Genomic DNA, 16,758 nt, shown 5'->3' on the forward strand with positions numbered 1-16,758 from the left:
GAGCTATTGCACGCCCGGATTGCCGAACTGCTCCGCTCGCTCCACATCCAACAACGCATCCACGGACCCCACCTCGGCAACGAGCGCGTCCCAACCACGCTCCCCCGCGACCGCGGCTTCACCGTCCGTGAGCAACCGCAGGGTCCGCACGTGCCCGAGCACCTGGCCGGCCTCGTTCCGGATCTCGTCGAACGATGCACCCCAGCGCGACGGCGTCACCAGGAGCGCAGAGATCGCCGTCCCGTTGAGGAACGGCGTCCCGTTGCGCCATGGCGCGAGCACCGGTGGCACCCGGCGGTTGGTGGCGATCTCGTTGATCACGATCCTCAGCGCGACCATCGCTGCACCCTGCTGACCGTCGACGACCTCGACCGCGAGCTCGATCCGCTCGCCGGAGTCGGTCGCAAGCCGAGACACCCCTGAGGTGAGGATGGTCACCGGCCCGTCCTCAGGACGCTTCTCGATCACCATCACCGACCCACCGATGCGGTCCTTGAACACCACCGGGTCCAAGCCGAGGGCGTCGAAGATGTGGAGCGGGAAGGCGTCTTCGCCCGGGACGAGAGGGACATCGCTACTCATGCGGCGAGCCTAGCCAAGCGGGTGCTCAGCAAGCCAGAGGGCATGCACCGAAGCCGACGGGTCGAACACGGGCCGACGCGTCCTACGGCATCACCGGCAGCGCCCCCGAAGCTTGTTTGCTCAACGTCTTGACCGACTCCTCGAAGGCCGCGCGGTTCTCAACCGGCAGGACGGACAGCATCAGGCGCTCGATGTTCCGAGCATGCAGACCAGCAGCCTCGACGACCGCCCGCTCGCCCTCCGCCGTCAGCTCGATGAGCTGCACCCGGCCATCCTCGGCAGAGGCCCGGCGACTCACCAGCCCCTGCTCGACCGCGCGGTGCACGAGCCGCGTCGCCCCACCGGACGTCACGACCTTCGCCTGTGCGATGTCCCGCACCGACAGCCCACCGACACCCGCTCGGCCGACGATCAGCAACAGCTCGAACAGCGAATGGCTGAGGCCGGTCTGCTCCTCGAGCTCCTTGCCCAGCAGGTACTCGAGCCCGTTCGCCGCGCCCAACAGACGACCGAACACCAGGATGCGCGCATCACTCGCGGCGTCCTTCGCCGAAGCGAACTCGTTCTCAGTCGTCACGTCTCCACAGTAGACGCCGGGGACAGGCCGCCGATCGGTCGGGAGATCTATGTCCAAGGGTCGGGAATAGCTGACAAGTCAGCTTTTGTTGCACCTTCATGTACGCCGCACCGCGGCATCGACTCGGGCGCACCGAGCCTCGTCCAACCGAAGGATCCACCACCATGACGCTCAACTTCGACGTCTTCGACCTCGACTTCCCCGCAGGTTCGAAGAACAAGTCCGCCGTCCTCGTGACCGGCGAAACCGAGGCACTCCTCGTCGACGCCGGTTTCACGCGTGCCGACGGCCACCGCCTCGTCGCGGCCATCCTCGACTCCGGCAAGACGCTCACCACCGTGTTCGTCAGCCACGCAGACCCCGACTTCTATTTCGGCCTCGAGGTCGTCGCAGACGCCTTCCCCGACGCAGCGCTCGTCGCCACTCCCATCGTCATCGAGCACATCAACGCGTCGTTCGACGGCAAGCTGACCGCCTGGGCCTCCCTCGGCGCGAACCTGCCCACCCGACTCGTCCCCCTCACCCCGCTCAGCGGCGACGCACTCGTCGTCGACGGCCAGCGCCTCGAACTCAAGGGCGCCTCAGCTGCCCTCCCGGACCGCCAGTACCTCTGGAACGCGGAGCACCGCGCCATCCTCGGTGGCGTCCTCCTCTTCCAGCAGGAGCATGTGTGGACCGCAGACACGGCGACGCCGGAGCTCCGCGCAGCGTGGATCGAACTCCTCGACGAGATGCAGACCCTCGACCCGCAGCTCGTGATCGCCGGCCACCGCCTCCCCGACACCGCGAACGACGCGACCGCCATCGACTACACGCGCTCGTACCTGCAGGCGTTCGAGACGATCGTCGCAGCGTCCGCCGATGGCGCTGCCGCGACGCAGGCGCTCGTCGAGCAGTACCCGTCCTCGGGCATGCTCATCGCCGCCCAGATCGGACCGAAGGTCGCGAAGGGTGAGATGACATGGGGCTGAACGAGACCACCACGACCGAGCCGTCCTCGGCACCACGGGACGTCGTGCGGAGGCAGTACCTCGCCTCCGCCGCCGGCGACCTCGACGCACTGCGGGCGACCTTCGCCCCCGATGTCGAGTGGACCGAGATGGCCGGCTTCCCGCTCGCCGGAACGTACCGGACGCCGGAGGGCGTCACGAGCAACGTGATGGAACGCCTCGGCGCGGACTGGGCTGACTGGACCGCGCACGACGACACCTACGTGGTCGACGGCGAGAACGTCGTGGTGCTCGCGCGGTACACGGCGACGCACCGCGGCACGGGCAAGGAACTGAACGCCCGGGTGGCCCACCACTTCGTTGTCCGCGGTGGACTCATCGTGCGCTTCGAGCAGTTCGTCGACACGGCACTCGTCCGCGACGCGAGCCGGTAGCGACTGGTGCCGGCAAGCGAAGGGCGCGGCCGACATGCCCCGCCCCTTCGCTGTCGGCATGGACCGCGAACCGAAGACGGCAGTGAACCACGGCGTCGACCTCGGTACGGTGGAACCAACGCAGCAGAGAGGCACCACGCGCATGTCCACTTCGAACCAGCCGCCCGCCCAGAACCAGCCCTACCCGCTTCCGGTGCCCGGCCCGGCTCCCGTGAAGACCGGCAAGCGCGGCAATGGACTCGGCATCGCCGCCCTCATCGTCGGCGGGTTCGCGCTCATCGGGGCGTTCATCCCGATCCTGAACTATGTCGCCGGGTTCGTCGGACTCGTCGGCCTTGTGCTCGGCATCATCGCGCTGTGCCTGAAGAACCGGAAGAAGGGCTTCGCTGTCGCCGGCACGATCGTCTCGGCCATCGCGATCGTCCTGAGCATCATCCTCGCGATCACCTACACGGCTGGATTCGCCGGGCTCATCGGCGACGCGGTCAAGACCGCCGAAGCGAAGTCCTCCGAGGCCGCCAACAAGGAGATCTCCGTCGTCTATGAGGTCAACGGCACCGCCACCGACGCCTCGATCGTCTACTCCACCTACACGGCCGGCACCAACGGCACCGAGCAGTCCACCGGCCAGGCGCTCCCGTTCATCAAGGAGCTCACCGTCAAGGCCGGCAGCGACACCGACTTCACCGCGTTCTCCCTCGTCGCGACCAACGGCGCCGAGGACACCGGGTCCGTGAGCTGCAAGATCACCGTCGACGGTGACGTGGTCGCCGAGCAGACCTCGACGGGCGCGTATGCATCGGTGGCGTGCTCCGCGTCGGGTGTGGACGGGGTGACGGAGAACAAATAGGGCGACGACCACGTCAGCGGATGACGGCCTTGCAACCGTACGACCGGGGCGAGCGCGATGCGTGTCGGCGGCTGCGGGCATGACCGAAGATTGTTTGTTCGGCACTGGGCTCCCCATGGAGGGCTGAGCGAGAGTTCATATCCATACCCGATGACGGCGCTCGCTCGGGAGATCGGGTTGCCGAGCGAAGCGGTCCGAATTACTGACTGAGGCGGCCTGCCACGAGGGCGTATGCAACCGATATTCCCACGAGCAGGAACGATGCGACGACGACTTCCGCGGTTCCTCGGTGCGGCACCACACAACACGCGGCCCAACACTCCTCCAGACTGCATGCAGATGGGCTCCCCGGTGCTGCATTAACTGTTTCACCAACGCCGCGATGGTCGTCCTTCGTCTAGCACCGCTCGCGGACCCTGTCGATTACTTCCACATGACCACTTGAACCAAGATGACCCCAATCTCTTCCTACAATCAAAACAAGGCAGGAAACCGCCGTGCTTTGCATGCCCAGAGTTGCGGTCTCAAAGCAAGCCAGTTCACTGGTTACATTCGAACAATGGAGTTTGCCAAGCGCTTCTCAGATCCGACTAAAGTAGTGTAGAAACGCTGCTCGATGCCATACACGAGGACCTTCAGATCGTCGTCATTCTCGATCGAGAAAGCGCCTGCATCAGGATCGTACTGAAGCCTTCCGTTGCTATAGTCGCCAATGTAAGCAAAAACGCTGGCGAGGTCAAATTCCGACATCCTACTCAACGTGTCTAGCGCAAGTGCAATTCGCTTCCGATTTGGTTTTGATACACCGGACGGTTCGAGTTCAGAAGCAATAAATGTGGAGTCGAGGAACTCCTGGACTTGATCATCCGTGGCCTCCTTGTACAAGGCGTCAATACCCGCGAAAATCGACGACACAGCAGCGAGCTCCCGGAACAGTAGAGCGTTCTGATCGGGAAGGTAGATCGCATCAGGCTGTGGATTGATCACAATTCTGTTCGAAGGCTCCTCAAGGACCGCGGCATCTCCAAAGACGATCGATTTGCGACGCAGTAGCGCGCTCGGTCGAACTCGTTGAAAGAAGTACTTCCCATCCTGGACCGACATCAAAAAGGCGATGCTCTCGAACTGATCCTTCGCAAGTTCGGGCACATCTGCGGATGTCAGTGATTCACGGAGAACTGGCAAACAGAATTCGCGTTCCCTGAACCCAGATATCTTGTACCACTCACCATCGTCAAGTAAAGTGCTCGGATCATACTCAGAACAGGAATCAGGGCTTGCAACATCGACGTCAAAAAGCCTCTCGCCTGAGACAACTCGCCTGTAAGGTGAATTTCTCAGTCGTTTAATTCGGGCATAGATCTGGTCCATTTATCTTCTCTCCAAGAACGTATATCCGTTGATTCGCCGCGCGTCCGGAATGGCGATATCAGAAGGGACCCTGAAGTCCTTTTTGCTGATCAAGAAGATCACCGAACCTTTCGAAGTGGTTACATTGTAGAACTTGTATCCAAAGATGAGAAAAAGCGGATTGAAGTACAGCGCCTGGGAGAAGTAAGTGAATACGAATAGAATCACATAAACGAATACTAAGGTCTCCAGATTGGGTATACTCAAGGCAACAAAAAAGTATCCGAGATAGCTAGGCAGAAAGGAGTTGTTGGCGTACTCAATTGAAGCAACATCCCCCTTGACGAATTGATCCTTACCGAGGCCAGAGCTGAGCAAAATACTGAAACACGTCAGAAGGGCAGGCACGATCAAGAGGCCGGTATTGAATAGATATCTGGGAACCCCGTCGATTGCGGGTAGAAGAAACGGATCCTTGATTTGGTAGACCACAATGAGCAAAGAGGTGGCATTGAAAGTCAGAAGTACTCTCAGTAGATTGGTCAGAACGCGATCCATATCTCTAGGCTATTCTCCGGTTGCGGGGCATCGCTGAAACTCTCCGCGCAGTCTTGTTCCACAAGGATGCGTACCTTATGTTGCACCGTTCACGCCACATTCGTTTGCGATTGTCGTAAACGTTCGCGATCCGTTACCTGCGCGCGAGCCACGGGTGTCGCTCTGCCGAAGACGTAGAGCTTAGCGTCAGCGCCGAAATCGCTGGTCGCCCCCGCGTTGCGTCTGGCTGGTTTCAAGTAGATGTCGCGGCAGGCGTTGTTGCCTAGCGAATGAGCCCCAGCCGACTCCTGCACCCTCATGCGCAGGGCTCGCCTGAGATCGCGCACGACTCCTTGGACCAGCACCGCAGTGGCCTGTGAGCTCCTCCCCCTGAGCCGTATCCACTTCCATTCATTTACGTCGCCGACGATTCCGACGTGGATTCGGCGACGGCCAACAAAAGGGCGCGCGGCCGCCCGACGATAGCGGGGAACGACCACGCGACCGATCACCACAAGATCGGTCGAATGCCCTCGGGCCGTACGCATCATGGACGAGTCTGCCGAGCACGCCCCAGACGCAAGCGAACGCCGATCTCCTCCGATGCCAGACCAGGGGATACCCCCCTCTTCGAAGTTGGTCGCGTGCCCTAGATTGGGACTGATGTCCCCCACAGTGCGGACATCAGACTGAACACACAGGGGGCCTCACGGCGTCAACCTGACTTCGCTGCCTGCCCGCTGAACCTTCCGCCGGTGCATGCCCTCTCCGAAAGCACCTCGATGACGCTCGTCCCGCAGCAGCCCGGAAACATCCCGGCCGGTTGGTACCCGAACCCGCAGCGACCCGGTCAGCAGCAGTACTGGGACGGCACCGCCTGGACCTCGGCCGTCGCACCGCTCGCTCCGACCGGGCCTATGCCGATGCTTCCCGCACCACCGCAGTATGGGGCACCCGCCTCTCCAGCCGCGTATGCGCCCATGCCCTACGCACACCAGCCGTACCCGGCACCGGTCCCGTACGCCCGTCCGCTCAAGGAGAGCGGCACCGGCTACCTGCTGGCGATCCTCCTCGGCGGCTTCGGTGCGCATCAGTTCTATCTGGGGAACGTCGGCGCCGGCATCGGCTTCATCGCGCTCTGGTGGGGCGGCTGGGCGCTGAGTGTCTTCGGCATCGGCTTCGTCGCGATCCTCGCCGCCTTCGTGTGGTGGATCATCGACCTCTGCACCATGCAGTCCCAGGTCGACACCGCCAACCGACGCCTCATCGCGTACCCCTACTGACCCGCCGGGCATCCAGGTCGCGCGCGCAGCACTGACCAGCGCTCACCCACTCGCTTCCCCGCACCACCGACCGACGCCAGCACGCCGGCCGATCACACCGCAGAAAGGCACGACCACTATGTCCTACCCCGAGCAGCCTCCGTCGCCGCAGGAGCCCTATGGTCAGCAGCCGTACGGCCAGGCGCCCCAGGGCCAGCAGCCCTACGGCCAGGCCCCCTACGGCCAGCCCGGTTTCGGCCAGCCGACGCCGCCGCCCGCGAAGACCGGCAACGGTCTCGGACTCGCCGCCCTCATCATCGGTGTCGTCGCACTCATCGGCGCGTTCATCCCGTTCGTGAACTTCGTCTCCGGCTTCCTCGCCTTCGTCGGCCTGGTGCTCGGCATCATCGCCCTCTTCCTCAAGAACAAGTCGAAGGGCCTCGCCATCGCGGGCACGGTCCTGTCGCTCATCGCGATGATCCTCAGCATCATCCTCGCGATCACCTACACCGCCGGGTTCGCCGGTGCCGTGAGCGAAGGCATCAAGACCGCGCAGGCGGAATCGTCCGCCGAAGCCGACCGCGACGTCACCGTGGTCTACGAGGTGACCGGCACGTCCGCCGCGTCGTCGATCACCTACATGACGTTCACCGACGGCAACAGCGGCACCGAGCAGGCCAACGACCAGGCGCTCCCCTTCACCAAGGAGTTCACCATCAAGGCCGGTGGCACCTTCGACTACAGCTCCTTCTACGTCATGGCGATGAACGGAGCCGACGACGCGGGCGACATCTCCTGCAAGATCACCGTCGACGGCAAGGTGCTCGCAGAGAACACCTCGACCGGCGCGTACGCCTCGGCGTCGTGCTCCGCCTCGAGCATGGACCTCAACGAGTAGTCACTTCGCCCGTCGTCGTTCAGGACCCCACCAACCCGCCCCGGCCGGTTCGTGGGGTCTTGTCGTCGAGCGTCCGGGATGAATCGAACCGCTACCAGCGGAGAAGCAGCGATCAGTAGCGGATCTCCCAGGCCGGGCTCAACGAGAGGTGGAACCCCGCGACGCTCAGGACGATCGATGCAGCGACCAACGCGAGCAGGAGGGCGGCTTGAGCGCGCGAACGGGGCCGACGAGTCGGGACGCCTGCGACAGCCGCGATACCGACGAGCAGGAGCGCTGTGACGACCAATGCTGCGGGTTCCAGGTCCAGTACCGGGCACCGGGCGGGATAGGACTCCTGGCAGCTGCCCTCGAAGAACGCGTCGAACAGCAGTACCACCGTCACGTAGACGGCGGCGATGGCGAGCAGCACCCAGAGGATCGGTTGCCGGAGAGCATGTGTCACCGTGCCCATGTCAGGCCTTCGGCACGCTCAGCGACCGGGGATGGGCGTGTCACTGGCAGCTCCGCAACGAGATCGCGGACCGGAAGAGGCACGAACTCACCGACCGACGCCGCACTCACATCGAGAGGCGGCGCACGAGCTCCTCGACGGTCGAGAACTTGATCGACTCGACACCCTCTTCGTCGTCCTCGTCGGGCTCGACCTCGACGGCCTCGAACGCGAGGTCGGCGTCGAGCTGCACGAGCACTGAGCTGTCGGGGAACTGCTTCGGCGCGTCGAACGAGAGCAGCACGGCGTCGATGAAGACGATCACCGAGCGCAGCACGAGGTCGTCACGGAGGTCGGCGGTCTCGATGACTTCGTCCGACTCGACGGCCTCTTCGATCTCCGACGCCACCCGGTCGAGCAGCACCTTCCACTCCGCCGTCGGCGTCGACAGGACCCGCTGTGCCAAGTCGGCGAGCGCCGCCGGCTCCGGCTCGCCCTCCTGCTCCTCGGGCTCGGGGTCGACGTTGAGCATGACCTCGGCGTCGATCGCGTCGAAGCGGGCGAGCCCGTACACGAAGGTGTCCTCGATCTCCGGTGAGGCGACGAGGCCCCGACGCGTGAGTTCTTCGGCCAGGGCAGTCAGCGATGCAGTCATGCGCGCCAGGCTATCGCGACCGGGTGAACGGAGGCGGAACGCCGGTCGGCCGCTACTCCTTGGTGGCGTAGACCCGGAACCGGCGCTGCGTCACGGTGATGGGGGCTGCGGCGTTCAACTCGGAGAGTCGCTGAGCGTGCGCTTGCACGGTGAAGTCGGGAGCGTCCCACGGGACGAGGCCGATGTAGGTGACGAGGGCGACAGCATCCTTGAACTGCATCGATCCCTCCCAGTGGTCGACCTGGTCGATCCGCATCCCCACTTCCCGCAGAGCCTCCGCGTGGGCATCCACGGTGACATCGGGGTGGGTGTACTCGCTCCCGAACCATTCATGGATCTGGGGCGCGTCGAAGCCGTCAACCTGTTGGGTCAGGAACCTGCCGCCGGGGGCCAAGACGCGGGCGACCTCGGCCGCGTCGTAGGACTCGTGCCGAGACATCACCAGATCCTGGCACTGATCAGGGAGGCCGAGGACGTCGTCAGCATCCGAGTCGTACTGCAGCACCGCGACGTGGCGGGGTGCGAGCTGCGCTCTCGCTAGGGGGACGTTGGGTGGCCATCCTTCAGTAGCGACGACCACGGGCGGCTGTGCGGACTCTTGGGAGAGCGATTCCAGGAGCGCGGACAACCGCTCCCCACCGCCCGTTCCCAGATCCAGGGCTCCGATGCGAGAGTCGCGCAGCGCCTGCAGGCAGTCGGTTTCGAAGTCCCACCACGGACTGTCGGAGATGAGTGCGCCATCCAGCCGAGAGAAGTCCCATCCGACCATCTGCGCTTCGGCATGTGCCGCGTTGAGGCGTTCGAGGAGGTCGTGATCGGCTCCGTGGAGCCCGCCGCTGAGCTGCTGGGAGTGCTGTTGTCGGTCGCCGATCGTCACGTTCCGAGTCTGACACTGGACCGGTTGGGTGTCGACCCGACCTCGGTGATCTCCGCGGCAGTGCCGAGCGCAGCAAGGCGCAACCATGCTGAGTTTCCCGAATGTGTTGCGAATCGGGCGACGTTGGAACACATTCGGGCGACTCAGCACAGGTGGCGGCGCCCAAGCATCTTGAGTCGCCCAGATCTGTTGCAGATTGCGCGGAGTCGGAACACATCCGAGCAACTCAACTCAGCCCCGACCCCTTGCCTGTCAGCGGCACACGCCATGATCGCCGTATGCCCTTCGCAGACGAGCTCCTCGGCACCGCCGTCGCCCGCACCCTCACCCGCTCGCTCCAGGAGACCGCGCCGGGCAACCCGTTCGACACCACGGCCCACGCAGCCGAGCACCTCGACGGTCTCGCGCTCCGCGAGCGCGCCGACCTCCTGCGCGACGCCCTGCTCGAGGACGTTCCGGGCGACTACGCGACGCTCGCCGGCATCATCCGCACCGCCCACGCATCGAACCCCGCGTTCACCGGCTGGCTGATCTGGCCGGTGACGAGCGCCGTCGCAGCCCGTGCTGTCGACGAGGGCACCCCCGATGCCTTCGACGATGCCATGCGACTCCTCGCCGAACTCACCGAGCGCCTCAGCGCCGAGTTCGCCATCCGCACCCTCCTGCGCCACGATCTCGACCGCGCGCTCGCCATCATCCTCGCCTGGACCACCTCCGACAACGAGCACATCCGCCGCCTCGCCAGCGAAGGAACCCGCCCCTACCTGCCGTGGGCCGTGCGCGTGCGGGAGATCGTCGCGAACCCGGGCGTCACCGTCCCGATCCTCGACGCCCTCTACCGCGACCCGAGCGAGTATGTGCGCCGCTCCGTCGCCGACCACCTCAACGACCTCAGCCGCGACGACCCCGACCTCGTCGTCGCAACTGCCGGCCGTTGGCTCGCCGACCCCGACGCCAATACTCCGGCGCTCGTCCGCCACGCACTGCGCACCCTCGCGAAGCGCGGCAACCCGGGTGCCCTCGCGGCCCTCGGTTTCAAAGCAACGACGACCGAGGTGGAGGGGTTCGGTCTCGACAGCGCCCACATCCCGTTCGGCGGCACCGTCCGATTCGTCGCGACCGTTCGCAACACCGGTGCCGAGACGGCCCGCTTGGCGATCGACTACGTCGTGCACCACCAGAAGGCGAACGGCTCGCAGACGACGAAGACGTTCAAGCTGACGACGACCGAACTGGCTCCCGGCGAGCACATCCTCCTCTCCCGCGAGCACTCGTTCCGAGCGATCACCACCCGCCGCTACCACCCGGGTGCGCACGGGATCGCGCTGCAGGTGAATGGGGTCGCGACCGAACCGCTGGCGTTCGAACTGCTGCCGCCGGTGGAGTGAGAGTGGCAATCCGCCCACCGCGTTGCCGTGTCCCGATCCCTGAGCTTGCGATTCAGCGCCGTCGTCTCGGTGCCCTGAGAGGGCCATAAGCGGCACCTCGTTAAGGCTGGTGGCAACGACCCTCGGAATTGGCCGAATCTAATTCGAGCCGCTAGGTTGCCAGCTATGAGCGTCCCAGAACTTGAGGCATCAGTGGTTGCGTCTTTGAATCATGTAGTGACATGGACCGATCAACTCACCGCAGTCGGAACTGTCGGTGCCGTGGTGCTGTCGCTTGCGATAGCCATATCCGGCGCGATCGTCACCTGGCGCGAGAAGAGGGCACGTCGCGAGCAGTCCCGCATAGCAGCTGAACGCGCGCAAGCCGAACAGCTTCACTGGTGGCATGAGCTGTGCTCGGAGCATCCGCTTCCCTATGAGGACGACCTGTCACTCGCGAATGCTCACAAACATCTGGGACTCGATTCGTGCTGGGGTGAGGTACTTATCGTCGAGAATAGATCCGACGCCCCTGTACACGAACTCGTACTTCACACGCCCCGCTACTTCCTACCAGGAGTTACCTTATTCATGCCTGGAGAGATTGGCCCAAATTCTCGGCGAGTTTTCCACGTTTCAGGTTTCGGCGCATCGCTATTTGATCCGGAGTTCTCCTCTGCCGGACATATCACGTTCAGCGACGCACAAGGTAGACGCTGGCGACGTCAGAAGTCGGGCGCTCTCGCCCACTCAGTCACGACCGTAAACGAAGACGCGAAGGCGGCGGAGGCCATCCACTGGAGATTGTTTCAGACGCTCCGAGATATCAGCATCGAACAAGAATGGACCGGTCCAGCGAACCAGAAGCTGCGGGGGCTTATTGGCTGGTCTGCTGTCGCGCCAGCAGCATCGACAGCGCCACGCACCCGACTCATGCGGCAACAGTTGCACACAGGTGACGAGCTAGCCTTCCGCTTGCTGCAGCATCTGCCCTCGGGACACTACGAGAGAATTGTCGCGGTAGCGTGGTGGAAGTGGCGCAGCGGCGCCATATCACTGGACGACCTGATCAGGGATCCACGGGTACTCTATCCTCACCAGGTCAGGGCAATCACCAAGACCAAGCAGGCTCAAAGACGGCGCGAGATGGTGTCCAAGCCATAGCGCCCCGATCCAACCCAGCACGACTGGCCGGGTCGGGTCGGCCACAATCCTGCAGTCGCAGAGACGGCGTCGCAACCGAGCCGCTCTCGTTCGAGCTACTGCCGCCTGAGCCGTGAGGCGAGCAACGCGCCGAGCTCTCGCACCCTGAGCCTGTGGTCGGGCATCAATCCTCTCCGCTGACGCCACCCCGCGCCGCATCCTGCAGGCTGTCGTCGGGCATCGACTCCCCGGAGTTCGAGTGCGTGGACGGCGCTCCAGCAAGAGCCGGGCTGCGCCTCGACGAGACCGCGAGCGGCAGCCAGGCGGCCGAATCAATCACGACACCAAAGGCGTCTGCGGTCGACACCGGAATACAGATGTATTCTATCCGTGTGTCGACTTTCTTTTCCACCGCCTCCACACCCGACCGGGTCAGCAACCACCACATCGCGAGCTGGCGCGTGCGCGCACCGTGGGTCGCCGCCATCGCCTTCGCGCTCGTCCCCGTGGTGTTCACGGCCGGCGCTTCAGCAGCAGCGCAACTCTCCGGGGCGAGCGAGGCCGGAGCAGCCCTCACGCTCGCCGCCGGGGCCGCCGTCTCCGCGATCCTCGGCCTGGTCGTCATGCGCCTGTCGCCGCCTCGAGTCCGCGACTACGGCTTCCGGCGTCCGCGGCAAGCGCGCGCCGCACTCTGGTTCGTCCCGGCGGCAGCCACCGTCCTGATCATCCTCCGCGCCCAAGGCATCCGGGTCGACGCACCGACCATCGCGGCGTATGGAGTCCTCGTCGCCGCCGTTGCGCTGAACGAGGAGACCTGGTTCCGCGGCATCGTGTTCGCGATCCTCCGCGCACGCAGCACCCGCTCTGCTGTCGTCGGCAGTTCCGTCCTCTTCGGTGTCCTGCACCTGGCGAACCTTGCGGGCGGCGCGGACGTCGGATCCTCCATCCTGCAGGTGGCGTTCGCAGCCCTGTTCGGCCTCGTCGCCGCCCAACTCCTCGTGCTCACCGGCAGCCTCTGGCCCGCGATCGCCTGGCACGCCGCTTGGAACTTCGTCAGCTTCATCGGCGGCGACGCGACCGACAGCCGGTCACTCATCGGACTCGGCGCGGCCTGCGTCGTCATGGTCGGCTACGCGGCGCTCCTCGGGCGCCGAACGCCCTCGCGGCCGGACGGCGCAGCGACGACCGACGCCCCAGCCCTACCCTGAGAACGTGGACCTGACCGAGCGCCAAACCCAACTCGCCGATGCGGCGCTGCGGATCGTCGCGCGGTCCGGCCTGGGCGCACTGTCGTTCCGCGCCGTCGCGAGTGAGGACGACTGCTCGCTCGGTTCCGTGCAGAAGGCCTTCCCGAGCAAGCAGCGGATGGTGGCGGCGGCGTTCACCCGACTCCGCGACACCTCGGCACCCCTGCCACCCGGCGAACCGGGCCGCCCGAACCTGCGCGGGTGGCTCGTCGACCTGTTCATCGGCGTCCTCCCACTCGACGAGCCACGCCGAGCCGCACACCGCCAGGGCGAGGTGTTCGCGCAGGTCGCGTTGATCGACCCGGACATCGCCGCAGCCATCGCCGAGAGCGACACCCGACTCCGCGGCCTCATCGCCTCGCTCGTGGCACGCGGGCGTGCTGAGGGCGAGATCCCCGCGTGGGTCGAACCGGACACCGCCGCCTGGGCCGTCTGGGCGCTCGCGGGCGGCGTCGCCTCCCAGCTCACCTACGCCCCCGAGCCGGAGGGCGAGGTCCGCGCCCGACTCGACGCGGCGATCGGCGCGCTCCTGGGCGTCGCGGCTCCGGACTGACCAGACGCACGGCACGGCCCGGGGACGCAGCTCGGGAATCGCGGTTGAACGTCCGCTGAGAATCGCCAGGAGCAGGAATGCCCAACCCCACACCCGCCGTTCCCCTGAACATGACAACCATCGGAATCATCGGTTCAGGAAACATCGGCTCTCAGCTCGCTCGCCTCGCGGTGGCGCAGGGTCACGACGTCATCGTGTCCAACTCGCGCGGACCGGAGACGCTCACCGACCTCGTCTCGGAGCTCGGCGAGCACGCCACCGCCGGCACCGCCCTCGACGCGGCCGAGCGCGGCGACATCGTGATCGTCACCATCCCGCTGCACGCGATCGACACCGTCCCCGTCGCACCGCTCGCGGGCAAGGTCGTCATCGACACGAACAACTACTACCCCGAGCGCGACGGCCACATCGCCGAGCTCGACGAGGAGACGACCACCACGGCCGAGATGCTGCAGGCGCACCTGCCGGAGTCGAAGGTCGTGAAGGCGTTCAACCACATCTACGCCGCCGACCTCACCACCAAGGGCAAGCCGTCCGGCACCCCGAACCGCCGGGCCCTCGTCATCGCCGGTGACGACGCCGAGGCGAAGGCCACGGTCGCCGCACTCATCGACTCCTTCGGGTTCGAGCCCCTCGACATCGGTGCGCTCTCCGAGGGATGGCGCATCCAGCGCGACACCCCCGGCTACGGCCCGGACGTCGAAGCCGACAAGCTGCGTGAACTCGTCGCCGAGGCCAAGCGCTACCGCGACATGTAAGTCACGCCGCATCGCGAATCGCCCCGAGTGGTCGTCCAGGAGGTCCTGGAGCGACCACTCGGGGCGATTCGTCGTTCAGCGGCCCGGTGGGTCGGCCCGCCATTCGAGGAGCAGCGGGGCTTCCTCGAACCCGGCACGGCGGTAGACCGGCGCACCCGCGTCGTTCGAGCTGACGGAGACCCGTCCGATGTCGCGAGCGTGGGCGGCATCGAGGAGGCCGTCGACGAGGCGACCGGCGATGCCCCGACCACGGAACTCCGGGCGGACGAAGACGCTCTGCACGTCGCCCGTCAGCCGGCGGAGTGCGCCGATGTTGGGTGCGCGGGAGAACACGACGAGCCATGCCATGCCGACGAGCTGATCGTCGACCTCGGCGATCAGGCACACCCGGGAGTCGGGGTCGACCGCGATCCACGAGACGAGGTCGTGGGCGAAGAGCACCCGTTCCCAGTCGGCGAGCGGAGCGGCCGGCGGCGACATCATGAGCTTCAGCTCCGCGAGCCCGGTGGCATCGGCTGGCGTGGCGACGCGGATCACGACCTCGGGTTCCATGGGTCGAGTGTGCCACGGGCCGCTGTCATGGCTGGGACGTGGTGAGTCCGGGGTGCCCTTCGACAGGCGGATCCTGAGCCTGTCGAAGGGCAGGGAGCGGAAGGGTGGCTCGAGCGGAGGGACCGCCGAGGCACCAGTGACCCGGAACCGAGTGACGGTCACTGAGCTTGTCGAAGTGCACACGAAGGACGCCCGCCCGGACGAAAGCCTCCGAGCGGGAAGGGCGGACTCGTGGGCCCTTCGACAGGCTCAGGGAGCGGGATGGTGTCCGAGATGGAGGCCGCCGCCGCTAGCCAAGTGACCCGGGGCCGGGCTCCGCTCGCCGAGCCTGTCGAGGTGCTCGAGCGCCCTTCGACAAGCTCAGGGACCGGTTAGGCGCGCAGGGTCCGCATACACGCACAGGGACAGGATGTAGGGCCAGGCAGCGGGGCTGGGCTCAGGGAACCAGCGCCACGAAGCGGTCCAGGGCCGCACGCAGCACGGCGCTCTCCTCGGCGCCGCCGTGGCCCTCGGTCTCGACGATCGTCAGCTCACTCGCAGGCCACAGCTGATGGAGGCGCCAGGCGGTCACGGCCGGACCACTGATGTCACGTCGGCCGTGCACCAGCGCGCCGGGGATGTGCGCGATGCGGTCCATCCGCAACAGCACCGCCCGGTCGCCGGTCAGGAAGCCGTCGTGACTCCAGTAGTGGGTGACGAGCGTCGCGAACGCCTCGCGCACGGTCGCGTCGGCGAACAGCTGGCCGACGCGTTCGGGGTGGTCGAGTGACACGTGCGCACTCTCCCAGCGGTCCCAGGCGGTCGCGGCGTGTGTGCGGTCCGTCGCGTCGCCCTCCCGGAGACGACGCGCGTAGGCCTCGACGACCCGCTCCCCCTCCCGCCGGCCGCTGTCACTTTCGAATCGCGCCCATTCCTCGGGGAAGACGCGGCCGACGCCCTCGGTGATCCAGTCGACCTCGTCACGGCTCGTGGTCGTCACCGCGACGAGCGCCAGCGCGATCACCCGATCGGGATGCTCCTGCGCGTAGGCCAGCGCGAGGGTCGTGCCCCACGAGACCCCCGCCACGACCCAGCGCTCCACACCCGAGGCGACTCGCACCGCCTCGATGTCGGCGATGAGTCGCTGCGTGGTGTGACCGTCGAGCTGGTCGCGGGCGTCCACGATGTTCGGCAGGCTGCGGCCGCTCCCGCGCTGGTCGATGCCGATGAGGCGGTACCGCGACAGGTCGAAGTGCGAGCGGTACCAACCGGAGCCGAGCGACCCGCCGGGGCCGCCGTGCAGCCAGAGCGCGGGGACGCCGTCGGGGGTACCGGACTCCTCGACGAAGATCGACGCACCGCCATCCACGTCGACGAAACCGGTGGTGTGCAGGTCGGCTAGCTCCTCGGTCATCCGAGCCACGCTACACAGCTCGGGTCCTGCGTGCAGGCCCTTCGACAGGCTCAGGAACCGGGAGAGGTGCGCCGCCCTTCGACAAGCTCAGGGACCAGGAGAGGTGCGCGCCCTTCGACAAGCTCAGGAACCGGGAGAGGTGCGCGCCCTTCGACAAGCTCAGGAACCGGGAGAGGTGCGCCGCCCTTCGACAAGCTCAGGGACCGGGAGAGGTGCGCCGCCCTTCGACAGGCTCAGGGACCGGGAGAGGTGCGCCGCCCTTCGACAGGCTCCGGGACCGGGGAGAGGTGCTCGCCCTTCGACAGGCTCAGGGACCGGGGATCCGCGAAGCGAAACAGGC

19 protein-coding genes are annotated in these 16,758 nt (G+C 65.9%); 10 read left to right on the forward strand and 9 right to left on the reverse strand.

Annotated features, from left to right (window positions below; translation table 11 throughout):
• Positions 1-3: 3 nt before the first annotated feature.
• Entirely contained in the window at positions 4-582 is a 579-nt protein-coding gene (locus GV015_RS00765; protein ID WP_159875896.1) for a suppressor of fused domain protein, read from the reverse strand.
• An 82-nt stretch (positions 583-664) separates the two neighbouring features.
• A complete protein-coding gene (locus GV015_RS00770; protein ID WP_159875898.1) occupies positions 665-1,159 on the reverse strand; it encodes a MarR family winged helix-turn-helix transcriptional regulator in 495 nt (164 codons plus the stop codon).
• 164 nt (positions 1,160-1,323) lie between these two features.
• Here GV015_RS00770 and GV015_RS00775 point away from each other — a divergent pair, with 164 nt between their 5' ends.
• The 3 genes from GV015_RS00775 to GV015_RS00785 all read left to right on the forward strand — a co-directional run bounded on the left by GV015_RS00775 (position 1,324) and on the right by GV015_RS00785 (position 3,393).
• Complete coding sequence (locus GV015_RS00775; protein WP_159875900.1) at positions 1,324-2,130, forward strand: MBL fold metallo-hydrolase; 807 nt, start codon at positions 1,324-1,326, stop codon at positions 2,128-2,130.
• Positions 2,121-2,543 (forward strand): nuclear transport factor 2 family protein, encoded by a 423-nt coding sequence (locus GV015_RS00780; RefSeq protein WP_159875902.1) that lies wholly within the window; start codon positions 2,121-2,123, stop codon positions 2,541-2,543. The genes GV015_RS00775 and GV015_RS00780 overlap by 10 nt, the downstream gene beginning before the upstream one ends.
• A gap of 142 nt (positions 2,544-2,685) precedes the next feature.
• On the forward strand, positions 2,686-3,393 hold the full coding sequence (locus GV015_RS00785; protein ID WP_159875904.1) for a DUF4190 domain-containing protein: 708 nt from the start codon (positions 2,686-2,688) through the stop codon (positions 3,391-3,393).
• A gap of 546 nt (positions 3,394-3,939) precedes the next feature.
• Here the strand turns inward: GV015_RS00785 and GV015_RS00790 are convergent.
• Positions 3,940-4,764 carry an ATP F0F1 synthase synthase gene (locus tag GV015_RS00790; RefSeq protein WP_159875906.1) on the reverse strand — a complete coding sequence of 275 codons (825 nt, stop codon included), beginning with the start codon at positions 4,762-4,764 and terminating at the stop codon, positions 3,940-3,942.
• Positions 4,765-5,301 carry a hypothetical protein gene (locus GV015_RS00795; protein ID WP_159875908.1) on the reverse strand — a complete coding sequence of 179 codons (537 nt, stop codon included), beginning with the start codon at positions 5,299-5,301 and terminating at the stop codon, positions 4,765-4,767.
• 761 nt (positions 5,302-6,062) lie between these two features.
• On the opposite strand from GV015_RS00795, the gene GV015_RS00800 reads away from it, so the two are divergent.
• A complete protein-coding gene (locus GV015_RS00800; RefSeq protein ID WP_159875910.1) occupies positions 6,063-6,563 on the forward strand; it encodes a DUF2510 domain-containing protein in 501 nt (166 codons plus the stop codon).
• Between the two features lie 118 nt (positions 6,564-6,681).
• A complete protein-coding gene (locus GV015_RS00805) occupies positions 6,682-7,440 on the forward strand; it encodes an MmpS family transport accessory protein (RefSeq protein ID WP_159875912.1) in 759 nt (252 codons plus the stop codon).
• 112 nt (positions 7,441-7,552) lie between these two features.
• Here the strand turns inward: GV015_RS00805 and GV015_RS00810 are convergent, their stop codons facing one another.
• From GV015_RS00810 to GV015_RS00820, 3 genes are all read right to left on the reverse strand, one after another.
• On the reverse strand, positions 7,553-7,894 hold the full coding sequence (locus tag GV015_RS00810) for a hypothetical protein (protein WP_159875914.1): 342 nt from the start codon (positions 7,892-7,894) through the stop codon (positions 7,553-7,555).
• 106 nt (positions 7,895-8,000) lie between these two features.
• The gene (locus GV015_RS00815; protein WP_079003398.1) at positions 8,001-8,528 is read right to left on the reverse strand and encodes a hypothetical protein; all 528 of its coding nucleotides are present in this window, start codon (positions 8,526-8,528) and stop codon (positions 8,001-8,003) included.
• A 52-nt stretch (positions 8,529-8,580) separates the two neighbouring features.
• Positions 8,581-9,405: a class I SAM-dependent methyltransferase gene (locus GV015_RS00820; RefSeq protein WP_236555271.1), complete on the reverse strand. Its 825-nt coding sequence runs from the start codon at positions 9,403-9,405 to the stop codon at positions 8,581-8,583.
• A gap of 278 nt (positions 9,406-9,683) precedes the next feature.
• Between GV015_RS00820 and GV015_RS00825 the strand changes: the two genes are divergently transcribed.
• From GV015_RS00825 to GV015_RS00845, 5 genes are all read left to right on the forward strand, one after another.
• A complete protein-coding gene (locus tag GV015_RS00825) occupies positions 9,684-10,793 on the forward strand; it encodes a DNA alkylation repair protein (protein ID WP_159875916.1) in 1,110 nt (369 codons plus the stop codon).
• A gap of 165 nt (positions 10,794-10,958) precedes the next feature.
• Complete coding sequence (locus GV015_RS00830; protein ID WP_159875918.1) at positions 10,959-11,936, forward strand: hypothetical protein; 978 nt, start codon at positions 10,959-10,961, stop codon at positions 11,934-11,936.
• Positions 11,937-12,307: 371 nt separating this feature from the next.
• Positions 12,308-13,123, forward strand: a complete 816-nt coding sequence (locus GV015_RS00835; RefSeq protein WP_159875920.1) for a CPBP family intramembrane glutamic endopeptidase — start codon at positions 12,308-12,310, stop codon at positions 13,121-13,123.
• A gap of 4 nt (positions 13,124-13,127) precedes the next feature.
• Positions 13,128-13,715: a TetR/AcrR family transcriptional regulator gene (locus tag GV015_RS00840; RefSeq protein WP_159875922.1), complete on the forward strand. Its 588-nt coding sequence runs from the start codon at positions 13,128-13,130 to the stop codon at positions 13,713-13,715.
• A 77-nt stretch (positions 13,716-13,792) separates the two neighbouring features.
• Positions 13,793-14,473, forward strand: coding sequence for an NADPH-dependent F420 reductase (locus GV015_RS00845; protein ID WP_371416525.1), 681 nt, complete (start codon positions 13,793-13,795; stop codon positions 14,471-14,473).
• A 75-nt stretch (positions 14,474-14,548) separates the two neighbouring features.
• Here GV015_RS00845 and GV015_RS00850 read toward each other — a convergent pair whose 3' ends face one another.
• Positions 14,549-15,025, reverse strand: coding sequence for a GNAT family N-acetyltransferase (locus GV015_RS00850; protein WP_159875926.1), 477 nt, complete (start codon positions 15,023-15,025; stop codon positions 14,549-14,551).
• 436 nt (positions 15,026-15,461) lie between these two features.
• On the reverse strand, positions 15,462-16,418 hold the full coding sequence (locus GV015_RS00855) for an alpha/beta fold hydrolase (protein ID WP_159875928.1): 957 nt from the start codon (positions 16,416-16,418) through the stop codon (positions 15,462-15,464).
• Between the last annotated feature and the right edge of the window lie 340 nt (positions 16,419-16,758).

Origin of the sequence: Plantibacter sp. T3 (assembly GCF_902506515.1) — a bacterium.
GTDB classification, from domain to species: domain Bacteria; phylum Actinomycetota; class Actinomycetes; order Actinomycetales; family Microbacteriaceae; genus Plantibacter; species Plantibacter auratus.